The sequence below is a fragment of the Agrobacterium sp. K11 genome, from assembly GCF_059429395.1.
On the sequence record NZ_JCAHRB010000008.1, the window covers coordinates 69,413 to 92,669 of the forward strand.

General features: G+C 57.3%; 20 protein-coding genes. 12 read left to right on the forward strand and 8 right to left on the reverse strand.

The annotated features are described in order from the left end of the window. Positions 1–70 precede the first annotated feature (70 nt). The 6 genes from AC5SEO_RS15235 to AC5SEO_RS15260 all read right to left on the reverse strand — a co-directional run bounded on the left by AC5SEO_RS15235 (position 71) and on the right by AC5SEO_RS15260 (position 6,187). Positions 71–1,612: an aldehyde dehydrogenase family protein gene (locus tag AC5SEO_RS15235; protein ID WP_003518309.1), complete on the reverse strand. Its 1,542-nt coding sequence runs from the start codon at positions 1,610–1,612 to the stop codon at positions 71–73. Between the two features lie 11 nt (positions 1,613–1,623). Beyond that, the gene (locus AC5SEO_RS15240; protein ID WP_013762195.1) at positions 1,624–2,511 is read right to left on the reverse strand and encodes an NAD(P)-dependent oxidoreductase; all 888 of its coding nucleotides are present in this window, start codon (positions 2,509–2,511) and stop codon (positions 1,624–1,626) included. 134 nt (positions 2,512–2,645) lie between these two features. Beyond that, positions 2,646–3,557 carry a LysR family transcriptional regulator gene (locus AC5SEO_RS15245; protein WP_003518306.1) on the reverse strand — a complete coding sequence of 304 codons (912 nt, stop codon included), beginning with the start codon at positions 3,555–3,557 and terminating at the stop codon, positions 2,646–2,648. A 62-nt stretch (positions 3,558–3,619) separates the two neighbouring features. Beyond that, a complete protein-coding gene (locus tag AC5SEO_RS15250; protein ID WP_174069061.1) occupies positions 3,620–4,777 on the reverse strand; it encodes a M20 aminoacylase family protein in 1,158 nt (385 codons plus the stop codon). Positions 4,778–4,838: 61 nt separating this feature from the next. After that, a complete protein-coding gene (locus AC5SEO_RS15255) occupies positions 4,839–5,357 on the reverse strand; it encodes a hypothetical protein (RefSeq protein ID WP_003518302.1) in 519 nt (172 codons plus the stop codon). Continuing rightward, positions 5,354–6,187, reverse strand: a complete 834-nt coding sequence (locus AC5SEO_RS15260; protein WP_013762197.1) for a DUF3100 domain-containing protein — start codon at positions 6,185–6,187, stop codon at positions 5,354–5,356. The genes AC5SEO_RS15255 and AC5SEO_RS15260 overlap by 4 nt, the downstream gene beginning before the upstream one ends. 502 nt (positions 6,188–6,689) lie before the next feature. On the opposite strand from AC5SEO_RS15260, the gene AC5SEO_RS15265 reads away from it, so the two are divergent. Beyond that, positions 6,690–7,442, forward strand: a complete 753-nt coding sequence (locus tag AC5SEO_RS15265; RefSeq protein ID WP_025595140.1) for a FadR/GntR family transcriptional regulator — start codon at positions 6,690–6,692, stop codon at positions 7,440–7,442. Here AC5SEO_RS15265 and AC5SEO_RS15270 read toward each other — a convergent pair. Next, the gene (locus tag AC5SEO_RS15270) at positions 7,439–8,236 is read right to left on the reverse strand and encodes a DUF7402 domain-containing protein (RefSeq protein WP_060642835.1); all 798 of its coding nucleotides are present in this window, start codon (positions 8,234–8,236) and stop codon (positions 7,439–7,441) included. The genes AC5SEO_RS15265 and AC5SEO_RS15270 overlap by 4 nt on opposite strands. Positions 8,237–8,246: 10 nt before the next feature. Continuing rightward, positions 8,247–10,034: a heparinase II/III domain-containing protein gene (locus AC5SEO_RS15275; RefSeq protein ID WP_495363892.1), complete on the reverse strand. Its 1,788-nt coding sequence runs from the start codon at positions 10,032–10,034 to the stop codon at positions 8,247–8,249. 246 nt (positions 10,035–10,280) lie between these two features. Between AC5SEO_RS15275 and AC5SEO_RS15280 the strand changes: the two genes are divergently transcribed. The 11 genes from AC5SEO_RS15280 (at position 10,281) to AC5SEO_RS15330 (ending at position 23,234) form a co-directional block, all read left to right on the forward strand. Then, positions 10,281–11,210 carry a carbohydrate ABC transporter permease gene (locus AC5SEO_RS15280; protein ID WP_236759678.1) on the forward strand — a complete coding sequence of 310 codons (930 nt, stop codon included), beginning with the start codon at positions 10,281–10,283 and terminating at the stop codon, positions 11,208–11,210. Between the two features lie 3 nt (positions 11,211–11,213). Then, entirely contained in the window at positions 11,214–12,050 is an 837-nt protein-coding gene (locus tag AC5SEO_RS15285) for a carbohydrate ABC transporter permease (protein ID WP_003518288.1), read from the forward strand. Between the two features lie 4 nt (positions 12,051–12,054). Further along, positions 12,055–13,227, forward strand: a complete 1,173-nt coding sequence (locus tag AC5SEO_RS15290; RefSeq protein ID WP_003518286.1) for a glycoside hydrolase family 88 protein — start codon at positions 12,055–12,057, stop codon at positions 13,225–13,227. A 13-nt stretch (positions 13,228–13,240) separates the two neighbouring features. After that, a complete protein-coding gene (locus AC5SEO_RS15295; protein ID WP_013762201.1) occupies positions 13,241–14,350 on the forward strand; it encodes an ABC transporter ATP-binding protein in 1,110 nt (369 codons plus the stop codon). A gap of 19 nt (positions 14,351–14,369) precedes the next feature. Continuing rightward, positions 14,370–15,074 carry a DUF624 domain-containing protein gene (locus AC5SEO_RS15300; RefSeq protein WP_003518282.1) on the forward strand — a complete coding sequence of 235 codons (705 nt, stop codon included), beginning with the start codon at positions 14,370–14,372 and terminating at the stop codon, positions 15,072–15,074. Between the two features lie 47 nt (positions 15,075–15,121). Further along, complete coding sequence (locus AC5SEO_RS15305; RefSeq protein WP_013762202.1) at positions 15,122–16,402, forward strand: ABC transporter substrate-binding protein; 1,281 nt, start codon at positions 15,122–15,124, stop codon at positions 16,400–16,402. Positions 16,403–16,471: 69 nt separating this feature from the next. Then, positions 16,472–18,346: a DUF2264 domain-containing protein gene (locus tag AC5SEO_RS15310; RefSeq protein WP_025595137.1), complete on the forward strand. Its 1,875-nt coding sequence runs from the start codon at positions 16,472–16,474 to the stop codon at positions 18,344–18,346. Next, positions 18,343–20,040, forward strand: coding sequence for an acyltransferase (locus AC5SEO_RS15315; protein ID WP_025595136.1), 1,698 nt, complete (start codon positions 18,343–18,345; stop codon positions 20,038–20,040). The genes AC5SEO_RS15310 and AC5SEO_RS15315 overlap by 4 nt, the downstream gene beginning before the upstream one ends. A 74-nt stretch (positions 20,041–20,114) precedes the next feature. Beyond that, on the forward strand, positions 20,115–22,067 hold the full coding sequence (locus AC5SEO_RS15320; RefSeq protein WP_013762205.1) for a putative bifunctional diguanylate cyclase/phosphodiesterase: 1,953 nt from the start codon (positions 20,115–20,117) through the stop codon (positions 22,065–22,067). Between the two features lie 607 nt (positions 22,068–22,674). After that, a complete protein-coding gene (locus tag AC5SEO_RS15325; protein WP_025595135.1) occupies positions 22,675–22,968 on the forward strand; it encodes a hypothetical protein in 294 nt (97 codons plus the stop codon). After that, positions 22,965–23,234 (forward strand): DUF1488 family protein, encoded by a 270-nt coding sequence (locus AC5SEO_RS15330; protein ID WP_013762208.1) that lies wholly within the window; start codon positions 22,965–22,967, stop codon positions 23,232–23,234. The genes AC5SEO_RS15325 and AC5SEO_RS15330 overlap by 4 nt, the downstream gene beginning before the upstream one ends. The last annotated feature ends 23 nt before the right edge of the window (positions 23,235–23,257 follow it).

The following is a 23,257-nucleotide window of genomic DNA, read 5'->3' on the forward strand; positions in this document are numbered from 1 at the left end:
CTCCCGAGGAGCAATAGCGCCACGGCCTCCAGCGAGATGAGGACCGGACTGTTGCCCGGTCCTGCCTTGATCAGCCCGAGAAATAACCGAAGGTGATGACCGGTTCCGCGGCGGTTTCGACCCAGATGCTTTTTGTCTGGGTATAAGCGAGAAGCGCGTCCCTGCCGCTGGAACGGCCGTAACCGCTTTTGCCGAAACCACCAAAAGGCGACATCACGCTGATGGTCTTGTAGCCGTTGATCCAGAATGTTCCCGCCCGGACCTGCGAGGCGACCCGGTGTGCCCGTGCGACGTTTTGCGTCCAGACAGCTCCGGCAAGTCCGTAAGGATTGTCATTGGCGAGCGAGATTGCCTCCTCCTCCGTATCGAATGGCGTAACGCCGACGACCGGGCCGAAAACCTCTTCTTTCGAGATCGTCGCATCCGAAGCGACATTATCGAGGATGGTTGGCGCAAAATAAAAGCCGCCTGTCTCCTCGAGGTGCTCTGGCTTGCGTCCGCCTGTAGCCAGATGCGCGCCTTCGCTGATGCCCTGCTGGACCATCTCGCTGATCTTGTTCCACTGGCGTAGATTGTTGATCGGACCGATCTGGGTTGTGTCGAGATAGGGGTCGCCGACAGGAATTTTCGCCGTTGCCGCCGCATAGCGCTCGATGAACTGCTGATGAACAGAACGATGAATCAGCAGTCTTGAACCGGCAACACAACTTTGTCCCGCGCCGCCAAAGATCGCCGATTGGGCGCCGAGGATTGCGCGGTCGATATCGGCGTCGTCGAAAACGACGTTGGCAGATTTGCCGCCAAGTTCAAGAATACAGGGGACCACATTTTTGGCTGCCGCCGCTGCAATCAGAGATCCCGCATGCGCCGATCCGACGAACACGACAAGACCCGTCTTGGCGTGGGCCACGGCTGCTTGCCCGGCGGTCACGCCCTGGCCCGCGATGACGTTCACCAGGCCGCGGGGCGCTCCACCCTGCTCGCAGAGAAGACCCAGAATGATGGTGCTGAGCGGCGTCAGTTCGGAGGGCTTGATGACGACCGCGTTGCCAGCACAGATGGCGGGCGCGATCTGCCATCCGCCGGTGTTCAGCGGTGCGTTCCACGGCGTGATCTGTACAACCACGCCGATCGGTTCCTGGCGTGTGTAGTTGAGATGGGAAGTCGGAACGGGAATGACGTCGCCATGCAGCTTGTCGCACCATCCGGCGTAATATTCGAACATCTCTGCGACTTTGACGACTTCGCCACGGATATCGCGGATCGGACGGCCAGCCGAGCGGCTTTCGATTTCAGCGATGTCGGCCGAATGTTCGCGGATCGTGCGTGCGATCTCGTTCATGACCCGTCCGCGGCCGGAGGCGGTGAGTTGCATCCATGCGCGTTGCGCTCTGGCGGCGGCATCCATTGCGCTGTCCACCACCGAACTGTCGGCGTCTTTGTATGTCGCGAAGGATTTGCCGCTGGAGGGATCGGTAAGGGTGAGCTCTTCGCCCGAACCGAAGACAATCTCACCATTAACGAAACTGCCGATCTCTTCGGTGCCGATGAAGGCCTTGAGGATTTCGCGAATGCGCGGACCCGGATCGCGGATGATATCTACGTTGCCCATAATGCTCGTCCTTAGTTTGAAGCGGGCTGGAAAGCGCCCATGCGGGTAAAGTCGTCGGAATCTTTCAGGTCGCTGGAGCCGGACCAAAGTTTTGCAACGATCTCTGCCATAGGCAGGTCTGCACCGGTCCTTGCTGCAAGCTCATGCGCAAGCCGAACGTCCTTTCGCATCAGTCCCATCGAGAAACCGCTGTCGAACTTGTCCGACATGATCCACGTTGGGAAATGCACTTCGCTGATCATAGATCGACCCGACGCTGCGTTGAGAACACGTAGCGCTGCTTCGGGATCGATCCCTGCGGCGAGAGCAAGCTTCAGACCCTCACTGGTCGTTACCATGTGTGCTGCGGCAAGAAGGTTGTTCACCAGCTTGGCGACATTGCCCGCGCCGCTAGGCCCCACATGCAGGGCTTTGGCCGACATGGCTTCGATGGCGGGCCTTGCAAGAGCGACGTCTTCGTCAGTGCCACCAATCATCATCGTCAACTTGCCAGAGGCAGCACCGGCGGGGCCGCCGCTGACCGGTGCATCCAGAAAGCCGTGACCAAGCAAGGCAAGCTTTGCGGCAAGCTCGCGGCTCACGTCTGGTTCCGACGTCGAGGTGTCGATGATGATCACCCGCTGAGCGCTCCGGCTTTTCAGGATTTCGATCTGGTCGTTGACCACGCTGGCAACGTCCTTGGCCGTTGGCAGCGAGAAGACCAGGAAAGTGCTCTCTTCAAAGGCATGCGCGATGGTGTCTACGGCAACGACGCCGGACTGCTGCGCCAGCTCTTTCCTCTCTTCCGACAGATCGAAACCCAATGTCCGGAAACCCTTGCCAGCCAGCGTTTGAGCCATGCCAAGGCCCATGCTTCCAAGGCCAATTATTCCAACAATTGTCTGCTTTGCATCCGACATTTGATCGAACTCCCTTTATCTGCGCCGCCGCGTGGCATCGGCTGACGATCATTCAGGTGGGACGTTCTCATCAAAAGGGGACACTCGATAGTGAGGTGTCCGGGTACAGAGCGTTGCGGGTTCAGCAACGCGCATCAGGCTTTGAACGCCGTCATTTCGGCGGCGAGATATCCTGCGAGACTGTCCACCGACCTGGGCAGCCGGCGCCGTGCTTTGACCATCAGGTGGGCGCTGGCCTCGGACAGAAGCGGATCGCTCAGTTCGACGACGCCGAACGCCGACCTCATAAGTTCGGTTGACACGGCGAATCTGGGGAGGAAGGTCACGCCAAGGCCGGCGGCCACGAAGCGGCGCAGAGCATCGATGGACGGCGTCTCGATCAGCGGTGTAACCGCTGCACCACAATTGGCCGCGACACGGCTGACAAGCTGGGTGACGCCGTGTCCTTTGCTGAGCAAGGCGTATTGCGTGTCAGCCAGGCAGTCTTCGAGCGCCACCCGCGGGTTGCTCAACAGCCGATGTCCGAGTGGGGCGACAAGACAAAGCGGTTGCCGGGAAATGGCGAGGGACCGGACACGAATATCGATGACCGGATTGTAGGCAATGCCAATATCCGTATCGCCGTTGGCGACACTATCGAGAACGCCTTCGGTACTTCCCAACTGGACGTCGTAACGGATCGCCGGATAGACGGTGACGAAGGGCTTTAGCCCGTGTTCGATGAGGTCCCCTAGAAAACCCTCACCACAACAAAGCCGGATGCGTCCCCGTTGCACGCCTCTCAGCTGGTCGAGTTGTTCCGAAAGCAGACCATTGTCTTCGAGGATACGTTTGCCATGTTCAAACACCAGTTCCCCGGCCTCGGTCAGTCCAACGCCCCGGCTTGTTCTGTCGAAAAGCGGAAGACCGATCTTCTTCTCTGTATCGGCGATCTGGCGGCTGACGACTGAAGGGGCGACATTGAGATGTTCGGCCGCACTGCGGATCGAGCCGAAGCGAACGACGGCCATAAACATCCGCAGTGCTTTGGCATCCATGGTCTCCATCAAAGCCATCCTGTGCCGGAACGATTATCAGGTCAATGCGCGTTGCTTTTGAAGCAACGCCCTTACGCTGCCTTCAGCTGGTTGTCGACGAGGGATATCCACATCTGAACCCCCAAGGGGAGAAGCGCGTCGTTGAAGTCGAAATAGGCTGAGTGGAGCCCTGGATTTTTACCGGCCTTTTGCGCGCCAAGCCAGAAATAACATCCTGCCTTTTCGCGGAGCATGAAGGAAAAGTCTTCAGCAGCCATGCTCGGCATGGCGTCGACTACCTCGATCCCCGGCATGGTGGAGGCAATATCCCTGATGATTGCGGCGCATCCTGGATCGTTTATCGTCGCCGGATATCGGCAGAGATGATCGACTGTCGCAGTGCAGTCGAATCCGGTTGCAATAGAGGTTGCCAAGGCGTGAATGCGTTTCTCTATCTTTGCGCCGACATCCTCCTCGAACCAGCGCGTGGTGCCGCGGATGACGACATTCTCCGGGATGACGTTCCAGGCGTCACCTCCGTGTATCTGTGTCACCGAAATGACGGCGGATTCCAGAGGGGAGACGTTGCGGCTGGCAATGGTTTGAAGTCCGGAGACGATTTGAGATGCGGCCACGATCGGGTCAGCACCTTCATGGGGCATGGCTCCGTGAGCGCCACGGCCGGTTATCGTGATCTCGAATGTTCCAAACGCCGCCATCATCTGGTCGTCCCTGGCAACGCATTTGCCAAGCTCCAGCGCCGGCCAGTTGTGCAGACCGTAGATTGCGTCCATGGGGAAATCGCGGAACAGGCCGTCCTCGACCATCGCCCGGCCTCCGCCCTCGTTTTCTTCTGCGGGTTGGAAAATGAAATGCACCGTGCCGTCGAAGTTCAACCGGCTGCAGGCGCGGGCGGCGGCAAGCGCCATCGACACGTGACCGTCGTGGCCGCAGGCATGCATCTTGCCGGGTGTGCGGGAGGCATAGGCAAGCCCTGTTTGCTCCAGGATCGGAAGTGCATCGATGTCTGCGCGGATGCCAATCACCTTTGAAGACGTCCCGCGGCTGAGCGTTCCGACCACTCCGGTCTTACCGTAACCCGTGCGAACTGAGTAACCCCATTCGGAAAGGCGTGCCGCGATGAAAGCTGACGTTTCCTGCTCCTGAAATCCCAATTCAGGGTTTTGGTGGAGATAGTGCCGCCATTGAACGGCTTCATCGATTTCCGTGCTTGGAAAGAATTGCTGCATCTAGGTCTTGCTCCTGAAGGATGCAGCCGTCTTTGCAGGACGGCCGCATCTGGTTCCGGTATTATTGCCCACCGATCCGAAGCGCAATGTCTGCGATAAAGACCGAGCCAATATATGTGCCGAACATCACGCAGACGGCGATGATGACGATCTTCCATCCCGATTTTCGTGCGATGTCGAATTCGCCCTTGGTGAGGGCGAGGCCGCCATAAGCCAGTGCGGGCGTCGCAAGAGCGAGGAAGTTAAGAGCCTCTACCTGCGAAATCACCCATGCCGAACCGGGAATGCCCGGAATTGTCACGAGGATCGCAAGCAGCGACGTCCATGCCACGCCCGGCAAGTAGAACGGCATGAAACGGGCAAACAGAAGACCACCGACCGAAACGAGGTACAATATACTCATGCCCGGCAAGGCGGTGAGCGGGTCTGTGCCGGTGCCTACCCAGTTCGAAACGAGGCCGATGAGAGACGCGACCAACAGAAGTCCGGAGTATCGGACGACGTTGATTTTGCGTTCGTCTTCACCCTCGGATGGCAATGTGTGTTCAGCGGACGCAGTGTGGGTTGAGTTCATGCTCATATCTTCGCTCCTGTCTGAACCTTGTTGGCGGGGTCGTGAGGCCGTGATTTCTTATAAAGCCACTCTGTCAACGGAAGTGCCACGAACAGGCCGACATAAAGACCGGTCGCATAGGTGAGGATGTTGCTCGCCGCTGCCAGAGCCAGAATGATGTCCTTGTTTTCCGGCATGACGGTAGCAAGGCTACCCGTGCAGGCTGCCAGCATGCTGCCCGAGCCGACGCCACAGGACATTGCCAGTGCGCGATAATCGAACCATCCAAGCGCATGGATCAGAGGAGGCATGATTGCGAAGACGAATGTACCGATCAGCGTCCCGGTGGCATAGACGCCCATTGCGCCAGCTCCCTCGGGGCTGTTCAGGCCGTAGCGATCGGCAATCAATGCGATGTTCGGTTCGCGGTCGATCGAGTAGGTGGCTCCGATCGCCTCACGGCCCATACGCAGGAGAAACACGGCGACCGGGAAAGCGATCAGGATCGTTCCGAGATTGCCTATTTCCTGCAAGACAAGCGCCGGGCCTGCCTCGATGATTTTCTCGATCTGAGGCCCAACTGTTGTTCCGAACTTCGCAATGAACGGCATGATCGCGATGGTGATCATAGTGCCGGAAAGTTTCACGGCGCTCGGCGGAATGAGCTTTGCCGTCTTCTTTAGAATATGCGGGTTAAGCGCGATGCCGATGGCAAACGCATACAGGATCGGCAGGAACACGACGGTTCCTATGCCGATCGGAACTTTTCGGATGCCGATTATTTCCGCAATGATGACGATGGCCAGGACGATACCGTGAAGCCACCAGCTTCCTGCTGATGTTGGGGCTCTGCTCATATTTTTCTTCCTCTGGTCGGTCGCGCACCGATTGTTTTTCTTTATGTGCACCATCGACGAATATGAAGTGAGCTATGACACTTTGTAGTCCCGGAAGCGGGAACAATGCGTTGCGCGTGCGGCAACAGACGGGCAGTCCGTGAGAGAATTTTGGAACAGTATTTCTCGGGTCCGATAGACAGCCAGGCTCGGGAAACACGTGAAAAATGCAACAGGCCTGCCGCGTGCAATACATACGTGCCGGACGAAGACGCCAGGAAGCCTCCGTTTACTCAGCGGTAAGGAGACCATGCCGAGCCTACGACGCGGCGAATTTCTGGCGGATTTCCCTGTTGCCGATGATGGGAAATGCACGCGATCCGGTAACACGTTCGATTATCAAGCTGCTCATCGCCAATTTTGAACGATATGAGGCATTTGTGCAAAAACTGGTATAATTGGTATGATCATTGAGTTTGAATGAAATTCATCATACATATTTATCATTCTCTATTTTCCATGCATGGTGACCGACGTGCCAGAACAACAAAAACAGCGCAGCAAGTCTTCCGGGTCTCTGGTGACCAAGGTCAGCTTGAGCCTTAGAAACGCTATTGCGTCCGGCCAATATGGACCCGGCGACCGCCTGCCCAGCGAGATCGAAATGACGGAGGCGCACGGTGTCAGCCGCACTGTCGTGCGTGAGGCGGTTACGGCGTTGCGATGCGACGGGCTGGTGGAGGTTCGCCAGGGGGCTGGCATCTTCGTGCTGAAGCGCGGAAAGGAAGTCTCGTCCGCTCCCGGCGTCGATCGCGCCCGACTGTCTTCCGACCTTGAAGTGTTGGAAATCAGAACGCCGCTTGAAATCGAGGCGGCAGGCCTTGCCGCTCTTCGCCGTTCACCATCGCAGGAAGAGGCGATTTTCGACTGTCACGCCCGGCTTCTCGAATGTATTGAGCAGAACCGCTCCATTCGCGAGGCGGATCTGGCTCTTCACATCGCCGTGGCGACCGCGACCAACAATCCGCTCTTCACACAATTTCTCGAGTTGCACGGCCAGGCCGTCATCCCGCAATCCCGCGTGGTTTCCGAAGCCGCGGAAAACGACCAGACGGCCTACAGACGGCTGATCCACAAGGAACATGAGGCGATCGTCATCGCCATATCGGACAGAAATGAACAGGATGCCAAACTGGCGATGCAGGCGCATCTACGCGGCAGCCAGAACCGCTACCGTGACATGATGCGCGACCTGCGGGGCATCGCGCACAGCTAAAGACTTTCCGGAAGATCGGCGCCCCAGACCTCGATTTGCGTCAGTGCGGGAAATGGCGATGGGTCATCCGCTTTTTTAAGATCGTGCAGACGAATCCATTCCACCTGGCGCGGCGAGACTGAAAAAGTCTGGGCGGCTCCGGTTTTTTGCAAGGCGAAGCTTACGCACTCACCGTCGGAAAAGGTGACACTCGCTTGTTTCCACCATGCATCGTGGGGGAAATCCGCCCGCAGATAGAATGTCAGTTGGTCGATCATCACCGCACGGCCAAAAACAAGCGTCAATGAAGCGTCAGGATCGCGATTGATGCCCCAGCTGGTATAGGGCCAAAAACCGTGACCTGCGCTGGCTTTTTCACCATCAATCACATTGCGTGCCGCAAAGGCGGCCTCTCCGCGCGTCTCGGTACTCGCATAGACGTGTGGAAACAGGGCGGTGTTTTCATGTTCATCAAACGGGTTCAAGGCCAGGTTTCTACGGACCCCAACATCCCCGGCGAGCGCACGGCGCGCCGCGATCCGGTGAATGGCGCCGCTGAACGCCTGCGGCGGATAGGATTTTCGCCTTGAGGCGGAAGGAACGGGCAGGACGAATTCTGTCGTTCGTAAAAAAACCAGTGTCGCCGGCATTCCGGCATCCAGGGCAAGCCAGATGTGTCCGGGCTGTGAAACCTCGACGACAAGCCGATCACCCTCGCAATACTCGGCCCTGTAGACGAGAAAAACCTCGTCTTCCGCACCGGTCTGCGCCAAAATCGCGCCAGCCGCATTAACGACCTTGAGTGTAAGCTTCATCGGCACTTCCTTAAGTGATTTTCAGGCAAAGACGGTTGGCTTTAACAGGGATGAGAATGCGATAGATCACCGGCGGCCAGGACTGGCGAAGGCGGGTATCGTCGATCGATATCGTCTCAATGGCCGGGTCGCCCTCGCCGTCGCAGTCCACCTTTCCTAGGTCTGCAAAATTAAAGCCACCCGGTGTGATTTGCGGTTTTTCTGCAACCATCAGCGACAGGACCGCGTCAATTTCGCCCCGATGGTCATCGATGATTTCCACATGGCTGCCGCGCAGCAACCGGACACGGCGACGATAATGCGCGACAGTTGCTGCGGCTGGATATGCACCGGCTATATCAAAGGAAAATTCCGCCTTTCCCTCCGAGAATTCGGCCACAAAATCGCGTGCTGCAAACTCAGGTCCGGCGGATTGCATGACGCCGCCGAAGGTCGGCAGGTTGTGAAAGGCCGATTGCATCGTCCAGATGTCATAGCGCTGCGGGGAAAAGGTTTTGGCGGTGTAGGCTTCCACCCCCACATCGATGATGAATGGCCGGCCGTGTTTGTAAAGCGTGAAACTGCCGACATCGTTATGGTTATGGCTTTCGCCGTTATTGCCTGCCTTGACGGCAAGATCGAAAACACTGTCACGGGCAATCACCAGTCCGATGCCTGAATAAACTATGTCGGTCTTTGTGGGTGCCACGGGCGTAAGCGCTGACAATTCCGGTGTGGTGAGAACCGCCTGAACGCGATACCAAAGGTTCCATTCCTTCGACATAAGCCGGTCCGGTGAGCGGTTCCAGCAGGCGGCAGCGAAGGCCTGAAGCGGGGTCGAGGAAACGGCTTTGCCCAAGAGATATTCCCGCACCCCTGATGTCTCGACCTTCGCCGGCGCATCGGCGAAGTTGAAAAAACGGTCTTCTGCCACATGCATATTGAGGACGAATTCGGCCATGTTTCGCAGCTTCGGCGCATTGAAGAGCGGGGCAATCGAGCCGGGCGCGCAGCTTTCGACAATAGTCATCGCCCCGAACATGCAAAGTGCTGCATGGCCGTAATAAAGAACGCCCTCTTCGCAGGCCCCGTCTTCGGCATAATCCTTCTGAAACGCGTCGAGACTCTCAAGTGCCTTTTCAACCACCGAACGTCGCGTCGGCTGGTCTGTCGGCAAGAGCAGCGTCGAGAGCAGGACATTCTGGGTGATCCAGGCCGTCCAATTGTTCATCCGTTCTGCGCCGTTCCCCATCCACCAGAAATGTCTGTTCAGATATGGTGTCGTTATACGCCGGTCTATCTCTGCGTGAATTCTCGAAACGAGATTCGTATTTGCCCGCTCCAGCTCCGGTCCAAGCAGATGCAGGCACAACGCCAGATTGGCACCCGTTTCCGCAGCGAACAGGTCAATCACTGGGTTTTCCGGGTCAGGCAGAGGGTCACGCGGGCCGCCGCGAATATGGGAATTATGAGCGGGCAATTGCCAGCCGCTTTCCTCGCATATCAGCCACAGGCCATCGATGGTGGCATCGAGAAAACGGCCTTGCCCCTCCGCGCATTCACCAAGAACCAGTGCGTTCAGCTTCAGCCGGCGGGAAAAATAAAGCCACTCGAAACGATCACGATTGCCACTCCCGCTATATTCCCGGTAGTCGCCCGCCAGAATGGTGGACCAGGACTCGCCAAGAGCCTGCACCGCCGCCTCGATAAGGCTGCCGCGAACCGCAGCCGACGCTGAGGAGTGAATTTTTTTCGCTGTGAGTTCTGCCCCGAAATCGGCGAACCGATCGGGCATAAGCCGCATCATTTCGACAAACACGCCCTGAACCTCCCGCGCGTTCCGCAATCCGATGATTGGCTCCTATCATACGTATTTTTGAAAAACTAGAAAATTTGTCTGACTTAATGTAAAGTTGTTTGACCAATATCGATATTGTGTTATCCAGAGCGCGGGAGGCGGCAGGGTGAGGATCCCGCGCCGTTATGGAAAACGCAGCAGCCGACACCTGAGATGCGGTGAAACGGCAGCAATGGGAGGTAGGCTGTGGCAATCGCAACCGCGACCATGTCCGACAAGCAGGCGGCCCCGTATCGCAGGAAAAAAGTCCGCATCGTCTCCAGGCGGCGACGCCGGATCGAGAATGCGCTGGTGGCCTATTCTTTTATTGCGCCCAATTTTCTCGGTTTCGCGATTTTCACGCTCGGACCGATCCTTTTTGCCTTCGTGCTCGCCTTCATGCATTGGGACGGCTCCAATCCAATGCGTTTTGCAGGCCTGGATAATTTCTGGCGGCTGTTCGAGGACAAGGCCTTCATCGCGGCCTTATGGAACACGGTCATTTACACTGTCGCATCGGTGCCGGCCACGCTTGCCTGCGCCCTGGGGCTCGCGATACTGCTCAACCAGAAAATCTTAGGTCGCAACTTCTTCCGCACGGCGATGTTCTTTCCCTATGTGGCGTCACTGGTTGCCGTGGCCGTCGTCTGGAACATGATTTTCAATCCGGAGATGGGTCCGGTCAACATGTTGCTCTATACGCTCGGTCTCGATCCCGCCGATATGCCGGGATGGGCGGCGGACCGGCATTGGGCAATGGTTACCGTCATCCTCTTTGGCGTGTGGAAGAGCATGGGCTACTACATGGTCATCTATCTCGCCGGGCTACAGGGCATCAATTCCGAGCTTTATGAAGCGGCCGGTCTTGATGGCGCCAATTCCTGGCAGAAATTCATCCACGTCACCCTGCCGCAGCTCGCACCGACGACTTTTTTCGTCACCGTCATGCTGACGATCCAGTCCTTCAAGGTTTTCGATCAGGTCTACATGATCACGCAGGGCGGACCGGGAACCTCGACGCTGGTTCTGGTCTATCACATCTACAACGAAGCCTTCATTTCTTGGGACCTCGGTTACTCCAGCATGATCGCCCTCGTCCTGTTCTTCCTCGTTCTCATCGTCACTATCGTCCAGTTCAAACGGCAGCGGGAGGATTGAGCCATGCGTATCATGGGCCGGAAAATCCCCGCCACCACGATCGGCATCTATTTCACGGTGATTATCGTCACCATCGTCATGCTCCTGCCGTTCGCATGGATGCTGTCGGCGTCGCTGAAGCTCAGCCGCGATGTCTTCGCCTTCCCGATCGAATGGATCCCTTCTCAGCCGCGCTGGGAGAACTATGTCGATATCTGGACGAAAATCCCACTGGCGCTGTTCATCTACAATACATCGAAGCTGACAATCATCGTCACGCTGCTGCAATTGCTGACATCCAGCTTTGCCGCCTATGCCTTCGCCAAGCTGCACTTTCCCTACAAGAACACGCTGTTTCTAGGCTATATCGCCACCATCGCCATGCCCTGGCAGGTCTATATGGTGCCGCAGTTTCTGCTGATGCGCGAATTCGGGCTCAACAACACCCATCTCGCGCTGATTTTCCTGCAGGCCTTCACCGCCTTCGGCGTTTTCCTGATGCGGCAGTTCTACATGTCGGTTCCGAACGAGCTTTGCGAAGCGGCCCGTATCGATGGCATGAACGAATACCAGATCTGGGCAAAGATCATGCTGCCGCTCTCGAAGCCGGCGCTCTCCACATTGACGATCTTCACCTTCGTCACGACGTGGAACGACTTCCTCGGGCCGATGATCTATCTCACCAAGACCGAGCTGAAGACCATCCAGATCGGCCTGCGCATGTTCATTTCGCAATATTCGGCGGAATACGGGTTGATCATGGCCGCCTCGGTTGTGGCGCTTATCCCGGTTCTCATCGTTTTCCTAGCATTGCAGCGCTTCTTCGTCGAAGGCGTCGCTTCCACTGGCCTCAAGGGTTGATTTCATGTTCGACTTGACCACGACCGTTCCGAACCCGATCACCGCTGCGGAAATCGACGCCGCGCTCGTAGCCGCCGTCGCACAGGTCCGGCGCAATCTGCCGCAGTTCACCTACGCGGCGCAGAACCACTCGAGCGTGAAGAATTTTTACCCCGCAGTCGCCAACGATCAATGGACCGCCGGTTTCTGGCCGGGACAGATGTGGCTCGCCTTCGAACATACCGGCGACAGGACCTTTCAGCACGCGGCGCAAATTCAGGTGCAGAGCTTTCTTCATCGGATCGAAAACCGCATAGAGACCGACCATCATGATATGGGTTTCCTCTATTCGCCCTCCTGCATCGCCGCATGGAAACTGGTGGGTGACGAGGATGGCAGACGAGCGGCGCTGATGGCCGCCGATCAGCTGATGGAGCGGTTCCAGCCGATTGGTCAATTCATTCAGGCCTGGGGTCGCCGGGATAATCCCAACGAATTTCGTTACATCATCGACTGCCTGCTGAACCTGCCGCTGCTTTATTGGGCAAGCCGGGAAACGGGCCGGGAAGATTATCGCACCGTCGCCCTTGCCCATGCCCGCACCACGCTCGCTCACTCTGTGCGGCCGGACGATTCCACCTATCATACATTCTATATGGACCCCGAGACCGGCGCACCGGTGCGCGGCGTGACGAAGCAAGGCTACAGCGACGAGAGCTACTGGGCGCGCGGACAGGCCTGGGGCATTGCCGGCATGGCCATTTCGTACCGCTACGAGCGACTTCCCGCCTATCGCGAAACGTTCGAGCGGCTTCTTGCCTTCTATCTGAAGCGCCTGCCTGATGATCTCGTGCCCTATTGGGACCTGGTCTTTGCGGATGGCGATGACGAGCCGCGCGACAGTTCGGCAGCGGCCATCGTCGCCTGCGGTCTGCTGGAAATGGCGGAGCTGGAAACGCGGGAAAAGGCCAAGGAGTATCGCGAGCTGGCGAGACGCATGGTGAAGAGCCTGATGGACAACTATTCGGTCCGCGACCCGGCGATCTCCAACGGCCAGCTTCTGCACGGCACCTATTCCAAGAAAACCGCCCACAATACCTGCCGGGGCGAAGGGGTCGATGAGTGCGTCTCCTGGGGTGATTATTATTATCTGGAAGCGCTGATCCGGCTTTCGCGCAACTGGTCTTCCTATTGGTGAGCGCGAGGAACAGATGGCAAGCATTTCCCTGAAAAAACTCAATAAAAGCTACGGCGCGCTCAAGGTCGTTCACGATATCGATCTGGATATTGCCGACAAGGAATTCATCATTCTGGTTGGCCCTTCCGGATGCGGCAAATCCACCACCCTGCGGATGATTGCCGGGCTGGAGGAAATTTCCGGCGGCGAATTGCGCATCGGCGAAGACGTGATGAACGATGTGCCCTCCAAGGACCGCGACATCGCCATGGTGTTCCAGAACTATGCGCTTTATCCGCACATGACCGTCTACAAGAACATGGCCTTCGGTCTCGAGCTTAGAAAAGCGCCGCGCGACCTCATCGATACGAAGGTGAAGGACGCGGCGAAAATTCTAGACATCACCCACCTGCTGAACCGCAAACCCAAGGCGCTATCCGGTGGCCAGCGCCAGCGTGTCGCGCTCGGCCGGGCGATGGTGCGCAATCCGGAAGTTTTTCTTCTCGATGAGCCGCTTTCCAATCTGGATGCCAAGCTGCGCGGCACCATGCGGTCGGAAATTTCCAAGCTTCACAAGCGGCTGGACGCCACCTTCATTTATGTGACCCACGATCAGGTTGAGGCCATGACCATGGCGGATCGCATCGTGGTGATGAAGGATGGCCATATCCAGCAGGTGGATACGCCCCAAAATCTATATGACCGGCCGATTAACATGTTCGTTGCAGGTTTCATCGGCGCACCGCAGATGAACATGCTTCCGGTGACGCTGCACCGCCAGGGCGACGGCTTTATCGCCATATTCGACGGCAACCCATTGCCGCTGCCGGCAGGTATCGATCCTGGGCGTGTACTTCCCTACGAAGGAAAACAGCTCGTTCTGGGCATTCGCCCTGAAAATTTCCACGAATTTGCTCCGGCGGATATCGATGCCGCCAATGTCTCTCCCTTCAAGGCGACAGTGGAATTGGCGGAGCCGATGGGATCGGAAGTGCATCTCAATCTCATCTCGGGCGGTCAAAACCTCGTCGCACGTGTTTCACCGCGCTTCCGGGCGAAGATCGGCGATCCCGTTGAGCTGGTGGCCGATCTGACGAATGCGCAGCTCTTTGATCCCGCCACCGAGCGATCGATCCTTTATTGAACGGGCCGGGAGAAAAGCGATGCAATGGCTGGAAGGATTATGGACGAAGGAAGGAGCCGGGATCGACAAGAACGCCCCGCCGCCTACCGGTCTCGCCCTGTTCCTCGATATTATCAGACGCGAATGGTGGGAGATGGTGAAGCTAAACCTCCTCTTTATCATCGCCAGCCTGCCGGTCGTAACGATGCCCGCAGCAATGTTGGCCATGGGCCGCGTCTGCGTTTCTTTCTCGAACGACGAAAATACCTATCTGCTGCGCGATTTCCTTGAAGCCTTGCGGACATTCGCCCTGCGCGGCACCGCGCTTGTGCTTCTCGCAGCGCTGGTGGTCGGTGGCGGTGGTTACGCAACTGTCAGCTATGCCGATGCTGCCCGGTCGCAACTCGCCTACAGTGTGCCTTTTGCGATCAGCCTCGCAGTCACACTGTTCCTCACCCTTCTCTGCGCCTATGCCACCGTTGTCCTGGCGAAGGAGGATTTGCCGCTTTTACAGACCCTGCGGCGTGCGGCGTTTCTGGCGCTCACCAGACCATGGCCGATGCTGGCGGCGCTCAGCTTCGTCGCGGCGCTCTGGATCGCGCATATCCTCTTCTATCCGGTGTCCGTGTTTATGCCGGCAACCATCAATTTTTCGCTCGGCATGTTCGCCCTGTGTTTCGCGGCGAGAAACGTCGCCGCGCAAACGCGCCTGCGGATATCAGAACGGGCGGGGAGCGGCGTTTAAGACATACCAAAATCAAACGACATCAGTCAGGGAAGGAGAAACGGGCTATGGAGTTTAAAACAACCAGACGTGCATTTGCTCTGGCAACCGCCGGTCTCGGCATTGCCATGGGTATGGGAGGAACAGCATTCGCCGCGGGCGATGCCCCCGTCACCTTGAAATGGGCCCTATGGGATCTGGATAAGGGCGCTTACTTCAAGCCCTTGATGGAGGCCTATAAGCAGAAGCATCCGAATGTCACGTTCGAGGTGGTGGACCTCGGCTCGCAGGACTATACGCAGATGATATCCACGCAGTTGACTGGCGGCTCGAAGGACATTGACGTCGTTACCATCAAGGACGTTCCCGGATACGCCAATCTGGTCCGCGCCGGCAACATCACCGATCTCAGCGACTTCATCAAGGATCAGAAGATCGAGACGGCACCCTATGGCGGCCTGATCGAGGAACTGACCATTGACGGCAAGGTATACGCCCTGCCGTTCCGCTCCGATTTCTGGGTGGTCTATTACAACAAGGATATTTTCGACAAGGCAGGCGTGCCTTATCCAACCAATGACATGACCTGGGCGCAGTTCGATGAAACAGCCGGCAAGCTGAAGGGCGGCATGGGCGCGAACCGCATTTACGGCGCTCTGTTGCACACTTGGCGTTCGACGGTGCAACTGCCCGGCATTCAGGATGGAAAACACACGATGGTTGATGGAAACTATGAGTTCCTGAAACCCTGGTATGAGCGTGCGCTTGCCCTGCAAAAGACCGGCGCGATACCGTCCTACGCCTCGCTGAAGACATCCAATACCCATTACTCCGCGCTGTTCTTCAACGGAACGATCGGCATGCTGCCGATGGGCACCTGGTTCGTCGGAACCCAGATCGCCAAGGTGAAATCGGGCGAGTCGAAAAGCGCCAACTGGGGTATCGTGAAATTCCCCCATCCCGATGGCGTGGCGGCAGGTGCGACGGCCGCGCAGATTGCCGGACTGTCGGTCAACACTAATTCCGGCCATAAGGAAGCGGCGCTGGATTTCATTCAGTTCGTGACCGGGCCTGAGGGAGCGGCCATCATTGCCTCCACCGGCACTTTCCCTGCACTCCGAACCGACGATGTGGCTGAGAAGATCGCATCGCTGCCGGGCTTCCCGCAGGATCAGGGCAGCAAGGACGCGTTGCAGGCGGGCAAGGCCTATCTGGAAATGGCGGTCAACCCGAATGCAGCCAAGATCGAAGTCGTTCTGAACCGTGTCCATGACGCACTGATGACCGACAATATTTCAATCGATGACGGCATCAAGGACATGAATGACGGCGTCAAGGCCATCAAATAATTGCCATGGGCCGCAGGCGGAAAGCCTGCGGCCTTTTTCCTGACCCAAGAATTCCGGACATTCGTCACCGTGCCCCATGAAACCGCCGCAGCCAATCCGCTCTTTCACAATCCGCTTTCAAGCAGGGACGATCTCGCAAAGGCTGTGATTGATCTCTTCAATCCGCTGCTTGCCTGTTTTTCGGCGGGCGGCGCGCGCGTGCAGTTGGGCGCGACAGGCGCGATATTTGATTACCCGGCTGCCGAACTGGAAGGCTTTGCCCGACCGTTATGGGGCATCGTACCCCTTGCCGCCGGCGGCTATGACTTTCCGCACTGGGATCTCTACCGGCGCGGATTGGCCAATGGCACCAACCCGGCCCACCCCGAATATTGGGGTGACACCGCAGACCGGCACCAACGATTGGTGGAGCTGGCGGCAATAGGCTTTGCACTCGCCATGGTTCCCGAACACATCTGGGAGCCGCTTGCGGAAACGGATAGAAAGACCGTCACGGTCTACCTTCTGGCGGCGCGCGAGCGGGAATTCGTCGATAATAACTGGAAGTTTTTCCGCGTTCTGATCGATCTCGGGCTGGAGCGGGTGGGTGTCGAATTCGACACGGCCAAGACCCATGCATATCTCGACGAAATAGAGGCATTTGATATCGGCAATGGCTGGTATCGTGACGGGCCGGTACGGCGTGTCGACCACTATATTCCCTTCGCCATGCATTTTTATGGGCTGATCTATACCGTGCTTGCGAAAGACGATGAGGCGAGAAAAAAACGGCTCATCGAACGCTCGAGAGTTTTCGCCCGCGACATGCGCCATTGGTTCGGGCCGGACGGGGCCTCGCTCGCCTTCGGGCGCAGCCAGACATACCGGTTTGCGGCGGGTGGTTTCTGGGGTGCACTCGCCTTTTCCGGCTTGCAGGCGCTGCCATGGCCAGAGATCAAAGGTTATTACATGCGGCATATCCGCTGGTGGTCGAAGCGGCCGATCGCGGATCGCGATGGCGTACTTTCCGTGGGATACGGCTATCCGAACCTTTTAATGAGCGAGAGCTACAATTCTCCCTGCTCGCCCTACTGGGCGCTCAAATTCTTCCTGCCGCTGGCGCTGCCCGCCGATCATCCCTTCTGGACGGCGGAAGAGACCAGATCAGAAGAATTCGCCGAACCCGTTTCATTGCCGGAACCGGGCATGGTTGCTTTCCATACGCCCGGCAACGTCGTTGTTCTATCCTCGGGGCAGCAGCACGACAGGATGCGCGGCGCGCAGGAAAAATATTCGAAATTCGTCTATTCCACCCGTTATGCCTTCAATGTCGAGGCGGATGACCGGCATTTTGCCGCCGCAGCTTTTGACGGCATGCTCGGTCTTTCCGACGATGGTGTACACTTCCGTACGCGCGAGACGATGGAAGAGGCATTGATTGCCGGAGACTGCCTCTATTCCCGCTGGAGGCCATGGGCGGGTGTGGAGATAGAGACCTGGCTCGTGCCGCATAATCCGTGGCATATTAGGCTGCACCGCATCCGGACCCCACGCGCGCTGCAAACATCGGAAGGCGGATTTGCCATAGAGCGCGCCGATTTCAACCGTGACCGAACAGAAGCGGGAGAATGCCGCGCTGTATGCTACGGCCAAAGCGACACAAGCGTCATTGTCGATCTTTCGCTCGGGGCTCGTCGTGAAGGACTGTGCCATCAGGCCATTGCCAACACCAATCTCATCCACGCCAGAACCCTCGTGCCGCAATTGCGTGGCACCGTTCCATCAGGCGAAACGCTGCTTGTTACGGCCTGCATGGCGCTACCCGCCGGCAAGGCGGCAGAAGCGGCATTGGTGACCTTACCGGATGCTCCCGATCTCACCGCGCTGGAAGAGATGTTCAGGCTTGAGGGACGTCGCGTTTCCGCCTTTGCACTCGATGAAAGCCGTGCAGGCTTGCCATTATGACAGACGAAACCCAGACTGTTTTCCAACGGCTGGATCGGCTGAATATCCTGACCTGGGAACGAAAACAGGAAGATATCGACCGTCCCGACCATCAGGCGCTGTTGCGCGGTCTTGAGCGCTCGGCCAATGCCAGTTTCGGGCAGGGCGTCTACATCGCCGCAAAAGCCGAGTTGCATACGGACAGGCTGGTGATGGGCGCGCAGTCCTGGATTGCCGGTTACGCAATCGTGCGCGGTGATATCGAACTTGGAGAAAACGTCTCGATCAACCCCTATGCCTGCCTTTCCGGCAGGGTGAAGATCGGTAATGGTGCGCGCATCGCCTCGCATGTCAGCATCGTCGGCTTCAATCACGGTTTTGACGATACCGACACCCCCATCTATCGCCAGCCGTTGACCTCGCTCGGCATAGATATCGGCGACGATGTCTGGATCGGCGCCAACGCAGTCGTGCTGGACGGCGTGAAGATAGGGCGCGGAGCGATTATTGCCGCGGGCGCGGTGGTGGCGAAAGACGTTCCCGCCTTGGCTGTTGCCGGTGGTGTTCCCGCCCGGGTTCTGAAATATCGCGGGGAAAAGGCAGATACGCCCAAGGTGCCTGAAACCGATCGCCTGTTGCGAGAACTCGGCGAGGAAATTGCCGGCGACTGGCTTGCCGCCATTCGCTCCTATGATGAGGGGGGCTCCTATCGTTCAGCCGATGCATCCGGACATGAGGTCGAAAACGCCAGGCATCTGTGTGATGCTATCGAGATCGCCGCAGCCTTCGGGCAGCAAGAGACCGCCTTCGACGTCGAAAGAACCGTGGCTGGCCTTCATGCTATGCAGGATACCCAAACAGGACTGTTTTTCTCTGCCAACCGCCGCCCTTCATCGCCGCCGCAACAGGACCCAACGGTCCTCTACAATATTCTGGCTGTCGGATATGCGCTCGAATGTCTTGGCGCCGGCCCGAAACAGCAGATTGCTTTCGTGGAGGAGATGCGTGCCGACGCCCTCATTCTTCTTCTGGAAGAACTCCCCTGGCAAAACCGGGCATGGCATTGCGGCGCTACTATCGACGCCATCTCCACCGCGCTTTATTTCAACCGGCGCTACTTCGTATCCGGCGACAATCTCGCCGTACTATTTGGCTGGCTGATGGTGAATGCGGACAGAACTACCGGTCTCTGGGGTGACGCGACGACCGAGCAGGGCCTGCTGCAACCGGTCAACGGCTTTTACCGCCTCACCCGCGGCTCTTACGCCCAGTTCGGCCTGCCCGTTCCCTATCCGGAAGCGGCAGTCGACTCGGTCATCGCCAATTATCGCGCCTATGGCGGTTTTCAGGGTACGGAGTTTAACGCCTGCAACCTGCTCGATACGGTCCATCCCCTGCTTCTCTGCCTGGAACAGACGGATCACAGGCGGGACGAGGCAAAAGAGATCGCCCGTGAAGTTCTGAGACGCAATAGGGGGCGCTGGCAGAAAGGCAGCGGATTTGCCTTCGCGGAAGGGCATCCTGCCGGACTACAGGGCACAGAAATGTGGATGTCTGTTCTCTGGCTTTCGGCGAGGCTCCTCGGTGAACAACAGCTTCTGCCATTCCAACCGAGAGGCATTCATCGCTTTGAACCAGTGGAAATCCTCGGCGGCTGCCGCAGATTATGTACAAATATGAATGCACATCTTGGAGTTGATTTCATTTCCTCTTGATTTACCTTGTGTATTTCCGATGATGTAAGACGGACTTGCTAAACAACCGACTCTGTACTCGATGAGTCGTGCAAATGAACATAACAAACGCCAAACAGAAATTGCTTGATTTTATGTCTGTCCGGTCCGACAATCCGGACTTGGTGAAAGCGCAATATCGCGCCTTCACCCGGCAGATGCCGATGATGTATTTCATACTGATTTCAAGTACATGGGCGCTGGCGACTACACATCTGCAACTGGCGCCGTTTTGGCTCACCATTGGAATTCCGGCTTTTTTTACACTCGGCTGCACCGTCAGGATCGCGTTCTGGTGGAGGACCCGCGGTATCGATCCCGCGCCGAAGGTGGCTCATGCAGCGCTTCAGCGCACAAATCGCCTGGCGGCCGGCATTGCCGTGGTATTTACGCTCTGGTCTTTTCTGCTGGTGCCGTATGGGGACGCCTATACGCAATCCCACGTCGCCTTCTACATGGCGATTACCGTCATATCCTGCATCTTCTGTCTGATGTATGTGCGTTCGGCGGCGTTCATGGTCACGGCCATCGTCAACGGCGCCTTCGTCATCTTTTTTTTGGCCTCACAGCAACCGACATTCATCGCCATTGCCATCAATGTTCTGTTGGTCTGTGCGGGCATGATGTCCATCCTGTTGACCAACTACCGCAATTTCGAGCGCATGATTGTTTCGCAGCAGCGCACGGAAGCGCTGAACAATGAGAACCTGCTGCTTGCCAATATTGACAGCCTGACGGAACTGCCTAACCGCCGCGCCTTTTTCGCCCATCTGGAAGCCGAGATCGAGAAAGCAAGGGTGGCGGGAACGCGGCTGGCGCTGGGCGTTATCGATCTCGATGGGTTCAAGCCGGTTAACGACCTTTACGGCCATTCCGTGGGCGACAGGTTGCTCGTCAGCGTCAGCAAACGTCTCACAGATACTCTGACGACCAGCAGGGCATTTAGACTTGGCGGAGACGAATTTGCGATCGTTGCCCCCATCATACCTGACGATGCACAACTCGTTGCAAATGCGAACGTGATCTCGGAACGGTTGAGGGAGGCCTATCATCTTCCCGAGGGGACTGTGCATGTCGCTGCTTCCATGGGCATCGCCGTATTTCCGTGCCTTGCTCTGACGCTTGAGCAACTTTTCGACCGTGCGGACTATGCGTTGTATCACGCCAAGAAAACCCGGCGCGGCGATGCCGTCCTCTTCGATGCGGAGCACGAAAAGCAGATCAATATCGAAGCTCGTATCGAACATCTGCTCAAGCAGAAAGAGATAGAAAACGAGCTTTCAGTCGTGTTCCAACCGATCGTCGACATACGCGATGGAAGAGCTGCGGGCTTTGAAGCACTGGCGCGCTGGCACAGCCCGGTCCTTGGGCATGTCCCGCCTGCCCAGTTCTTCGCCATTGCCGAGCGGGCCGGTATCGTCAGCTCGCTGACGCGGCCTCTTCTTCGAACCGCTCTCGCTTCCGCATCGGTATGGGAGCCATCCCTTAGACTGTCCTTCAACCTCTCGGCCCATGACCTCAATTCCTGCGAAGGCGTGCTGTCATTGATCGGCATCATCGAAAACAGCGGCTTCGACGCAACACGTATTGACCTTGAAATTACCGAAACGGCCTTTGCGCATGATTTCGAACAGGTCAGGCAGTCGGTCGAAATGCTGCGGCGGCTCGGTTGCGGCATTTCGCTGGACGATTTCGGCACCGGTTATTCCAGCCTGACACGGCTGCACGCTCTCCCCCTCACCAAGATCAAGATTGACCGCAGCTTCGTCACGGATCTGCACGAAAAGCCAGCCAGCTACAAAATCGTTAAATCGCTGCTCACGCTCAGCCGCGACATGGGGTTGGAATGCGTGGTGGAAGGGGTCGAAACACTGGAGGAACTCGCGGCCCTTGAAGGTCTCGGTGCTACGCTGGTGCAGGGTTATATCTATGCGGCACCACTACGAGAACAGGATGTCCGTGAGTTTCTTTCCGGACAGGCAAAAAAGCACATGATCCTGTCAGCCTGAAGTGGCCTGGGTTTTTCGGCCCCGATTTTCCGGCTGCGATGCCTGCCTGCTGATGTTGATCCGGGGAAGGACAGGAAACAGGGCTCGGCTACTTCTATCATGGCGTAGAAATGTCTGCTTTGAATAGACATGTTTGCTTTTTCTGCCCGGCAGGTTTTTAGCGTCCGCCTTGTTTTCCGCGCAATCCAGGCGCAGTATAGGCTTCGTTGTGCTGGCAGCACGGCTCCCCGGTGTCAGAGAGGCACCGCCTCTTCTTCGTTGTCCTTTAGTGAATGTTTGCGCTGACGGTGCCGTATTTCTTTGCGGTAATCACCGAGATGTCACCTATTGCGGCACGAGCATGCTGGTTGACGGGCGATTACGCTGCCACCAGTTGCACAACGCAGACCATCTGCATTTCTCGAGTGCCATTTCATGGCATCTGGTCGTTTCGCTCCTGGATTTTCTTGGTACCACCCGGACACGACACCGCATTTAGTCCTTAGGGATGTCTGGCTCAAGCACCACTCCGATCGATAGGGACTTTCGACCGAGAGACAGGAACGCAGCAGTCGCAATGTAGAATAAAACCGGCTCCACGCGGATCAAAGCCGCGCTGAAGCCTCGGATGAAAGGCAAGACCATGAATAGTTATAACGACCAAAGACGCCAGGCGCTCAGGATCGAAGTTTGGGAGAACGAAGGCGGGACTTCCGTCGCCGATACGGTTGACTCCCAATATGGAAGAAGGATCGAGAGGGACCAAACCTGGACCATATATCATGTATTCACCGGTGTGCCGGTACGGGTGGGTGGCCGCAGGCTGACTGAACTCAGCATATCGGAAGCAACCGATGGCATGCTTTCACTCAATCGTCGTAACGTTTTGCGAAGGGAAGAACGCAGCAGGTGTGAAGCATGACACTGGCTTTCCCCAACTCGGCCCGCAGTTTTGACGATGTGCGTAAAGCTGTGCGGTTTTTCGGCCATGACGGCATGTTCGAAATCCGGTTTTTTGTCGAAGCCGCTGCACTCGCTAAGGGCGGCGTGCATGCAACAGGCATGTCGGAAGCCCAATGCCTTTCGTCTTTTGACGCAATGCGCACGCCGATCTACGAGGCTGCCAAGAAGGTGTATGCCAAGTACCGGCGCAATTTGAACGTCCTGACGACTTCCGACTTCGGCTAGAGCACATCCTGTTTAAACAAAAT

Excerpts from the sequence above, each read along its gene's own strand:
- AC5SEO_RS15235 (WP_003518309.1), bottom strand. The coding sequence starts at position 1,612 with ATGGGCAACGTAGATATCATCCGCGATCCGGGTCCGCGCATTCGCGAA.
- AC5SEO_RS15240 (WP_013762195.1), bottom strand. The coding sequence starts at position 2,511 with ATGTCGGATGCAAAGCAGACAATTGTTGGAATAATTGGCCTTGGAAGC.
- AC5SEO_RS15245 (WP_003518306.1), bottom strand. The coding sequence starts at position 3,557 with ATGGAGACCATGGATGCCAAAGCACTGCGGATGTTTATGGCCGTCGTT.
- AC5SEO_RS15250 (WP_174069061.1), bottom strand. The coding sequence starts at position 4,777 with ATGCAGCAATTCTTTCCAAGCACGGAAATCGATGAAGCCGTTCAATGG.
- AC5SEO_RS15255 (WP_003518302.1), bottom strand. The coding sequence starts at position 5,357 with ATGAGCATGAACTCAACCCACACTGCGTCCGCTGAACACACATTGCCA.
- AC5SEO_RS15260 (WP_013762197.1), bottom strand. The coding sequence starts at position 6,187 with ATGAGCAGAGCCCCAACATCAGCAGGAAGCTGGTGGCTTCACGGTATC.
- AC5SEO_RS15265 (WP_025595140.1), top strand. The coding sequence starts at position 6,690 with ATGGTGACCGACGTGCCAGAACAACAAAAACAGCGCAGCAAGTCTTCC.
- AC5SEO_RS15270 (WP_060642835.1), bottom strand. The coding sequence starts at position 8,236 with ATGAAGCTTACACTCAAGGTCGTTAATGCGGCTGGCGCGATTTTGGCG.
- AC5SEO_RS15280 (WP_236759678.1), top strand. The coding sequence starts at position 10,281 with ATGTCCGACAAGCAGGCGGCCCCGTATCGCAGGAAAAAAGTCCGCATC.
- AC5SEO_RS15285 (WP_003518288.1), top strand. The coding sequence starts at position 11,214 with ATGCGTATCATGGGCCGGAAAATCCCCGCCACCACGATCGGCATCTAT.
- AC5SEO_RS15290 (WP_003518286.1), top strand. The coding sequence starts at position 12,055 with ATGTTCGACTTGACCACGACCGTTCCGAACCCGATCACCGCTGCGGAA.
- AC5SEO_RS15295 (WP_013762201.1), top strand. The coding sequence starts at position 13,241 with ATGGCAAGCATTTCCCTGAAAAAACTCAATAAAAGCTACGGCGCGCTC.
- AC5SEO_RS15300 (WP_003518282.1), top strand. The coding sequence starts at position 14,370 with ATGCAATGGCTGGAAGGATTATGGACGAAGGAAGGAGCCGGGATCGAC.
- AC5SEO_RS15305 (WP_013762202.1), top strand. The coding sequence starts at position 15,122 with ATGGAGTTTAAAACAACCAGACGTGCATTTGCTCTGGCAACCGCCGGT.
- AC5SEO_RS15315 (WP_025595136.1), top strand. The coding sequence starts at position 18,343 with ATGACAGACGAAACCCAGACTGTTTTCCAACGGCTGGATCGGCTGAAT.
- AC5SEO_RS15320 (WP_013762205.1), top strand. The coding sequence starts at position 20,115 with ATGAACATAACAAACGCCAAACAGAAATTGCTTGATTTTATGTCTGTC.
- AC5SEO_RS15325 (WP_025595135.1), top strand. The coding sequence starts at position 22,675 with ATGAAAGGCAAGACCATGAATAGTTATAACGACCAAAGACGCCAGGCG.
- AC5SEO_RS15330 (WP_013762208.1), top strand. The coding sequence starts at position 22,965 with ATGACACTGGCTTTCCCCAACTCGGCCCGCAGTTTTGACGATGTGCGT.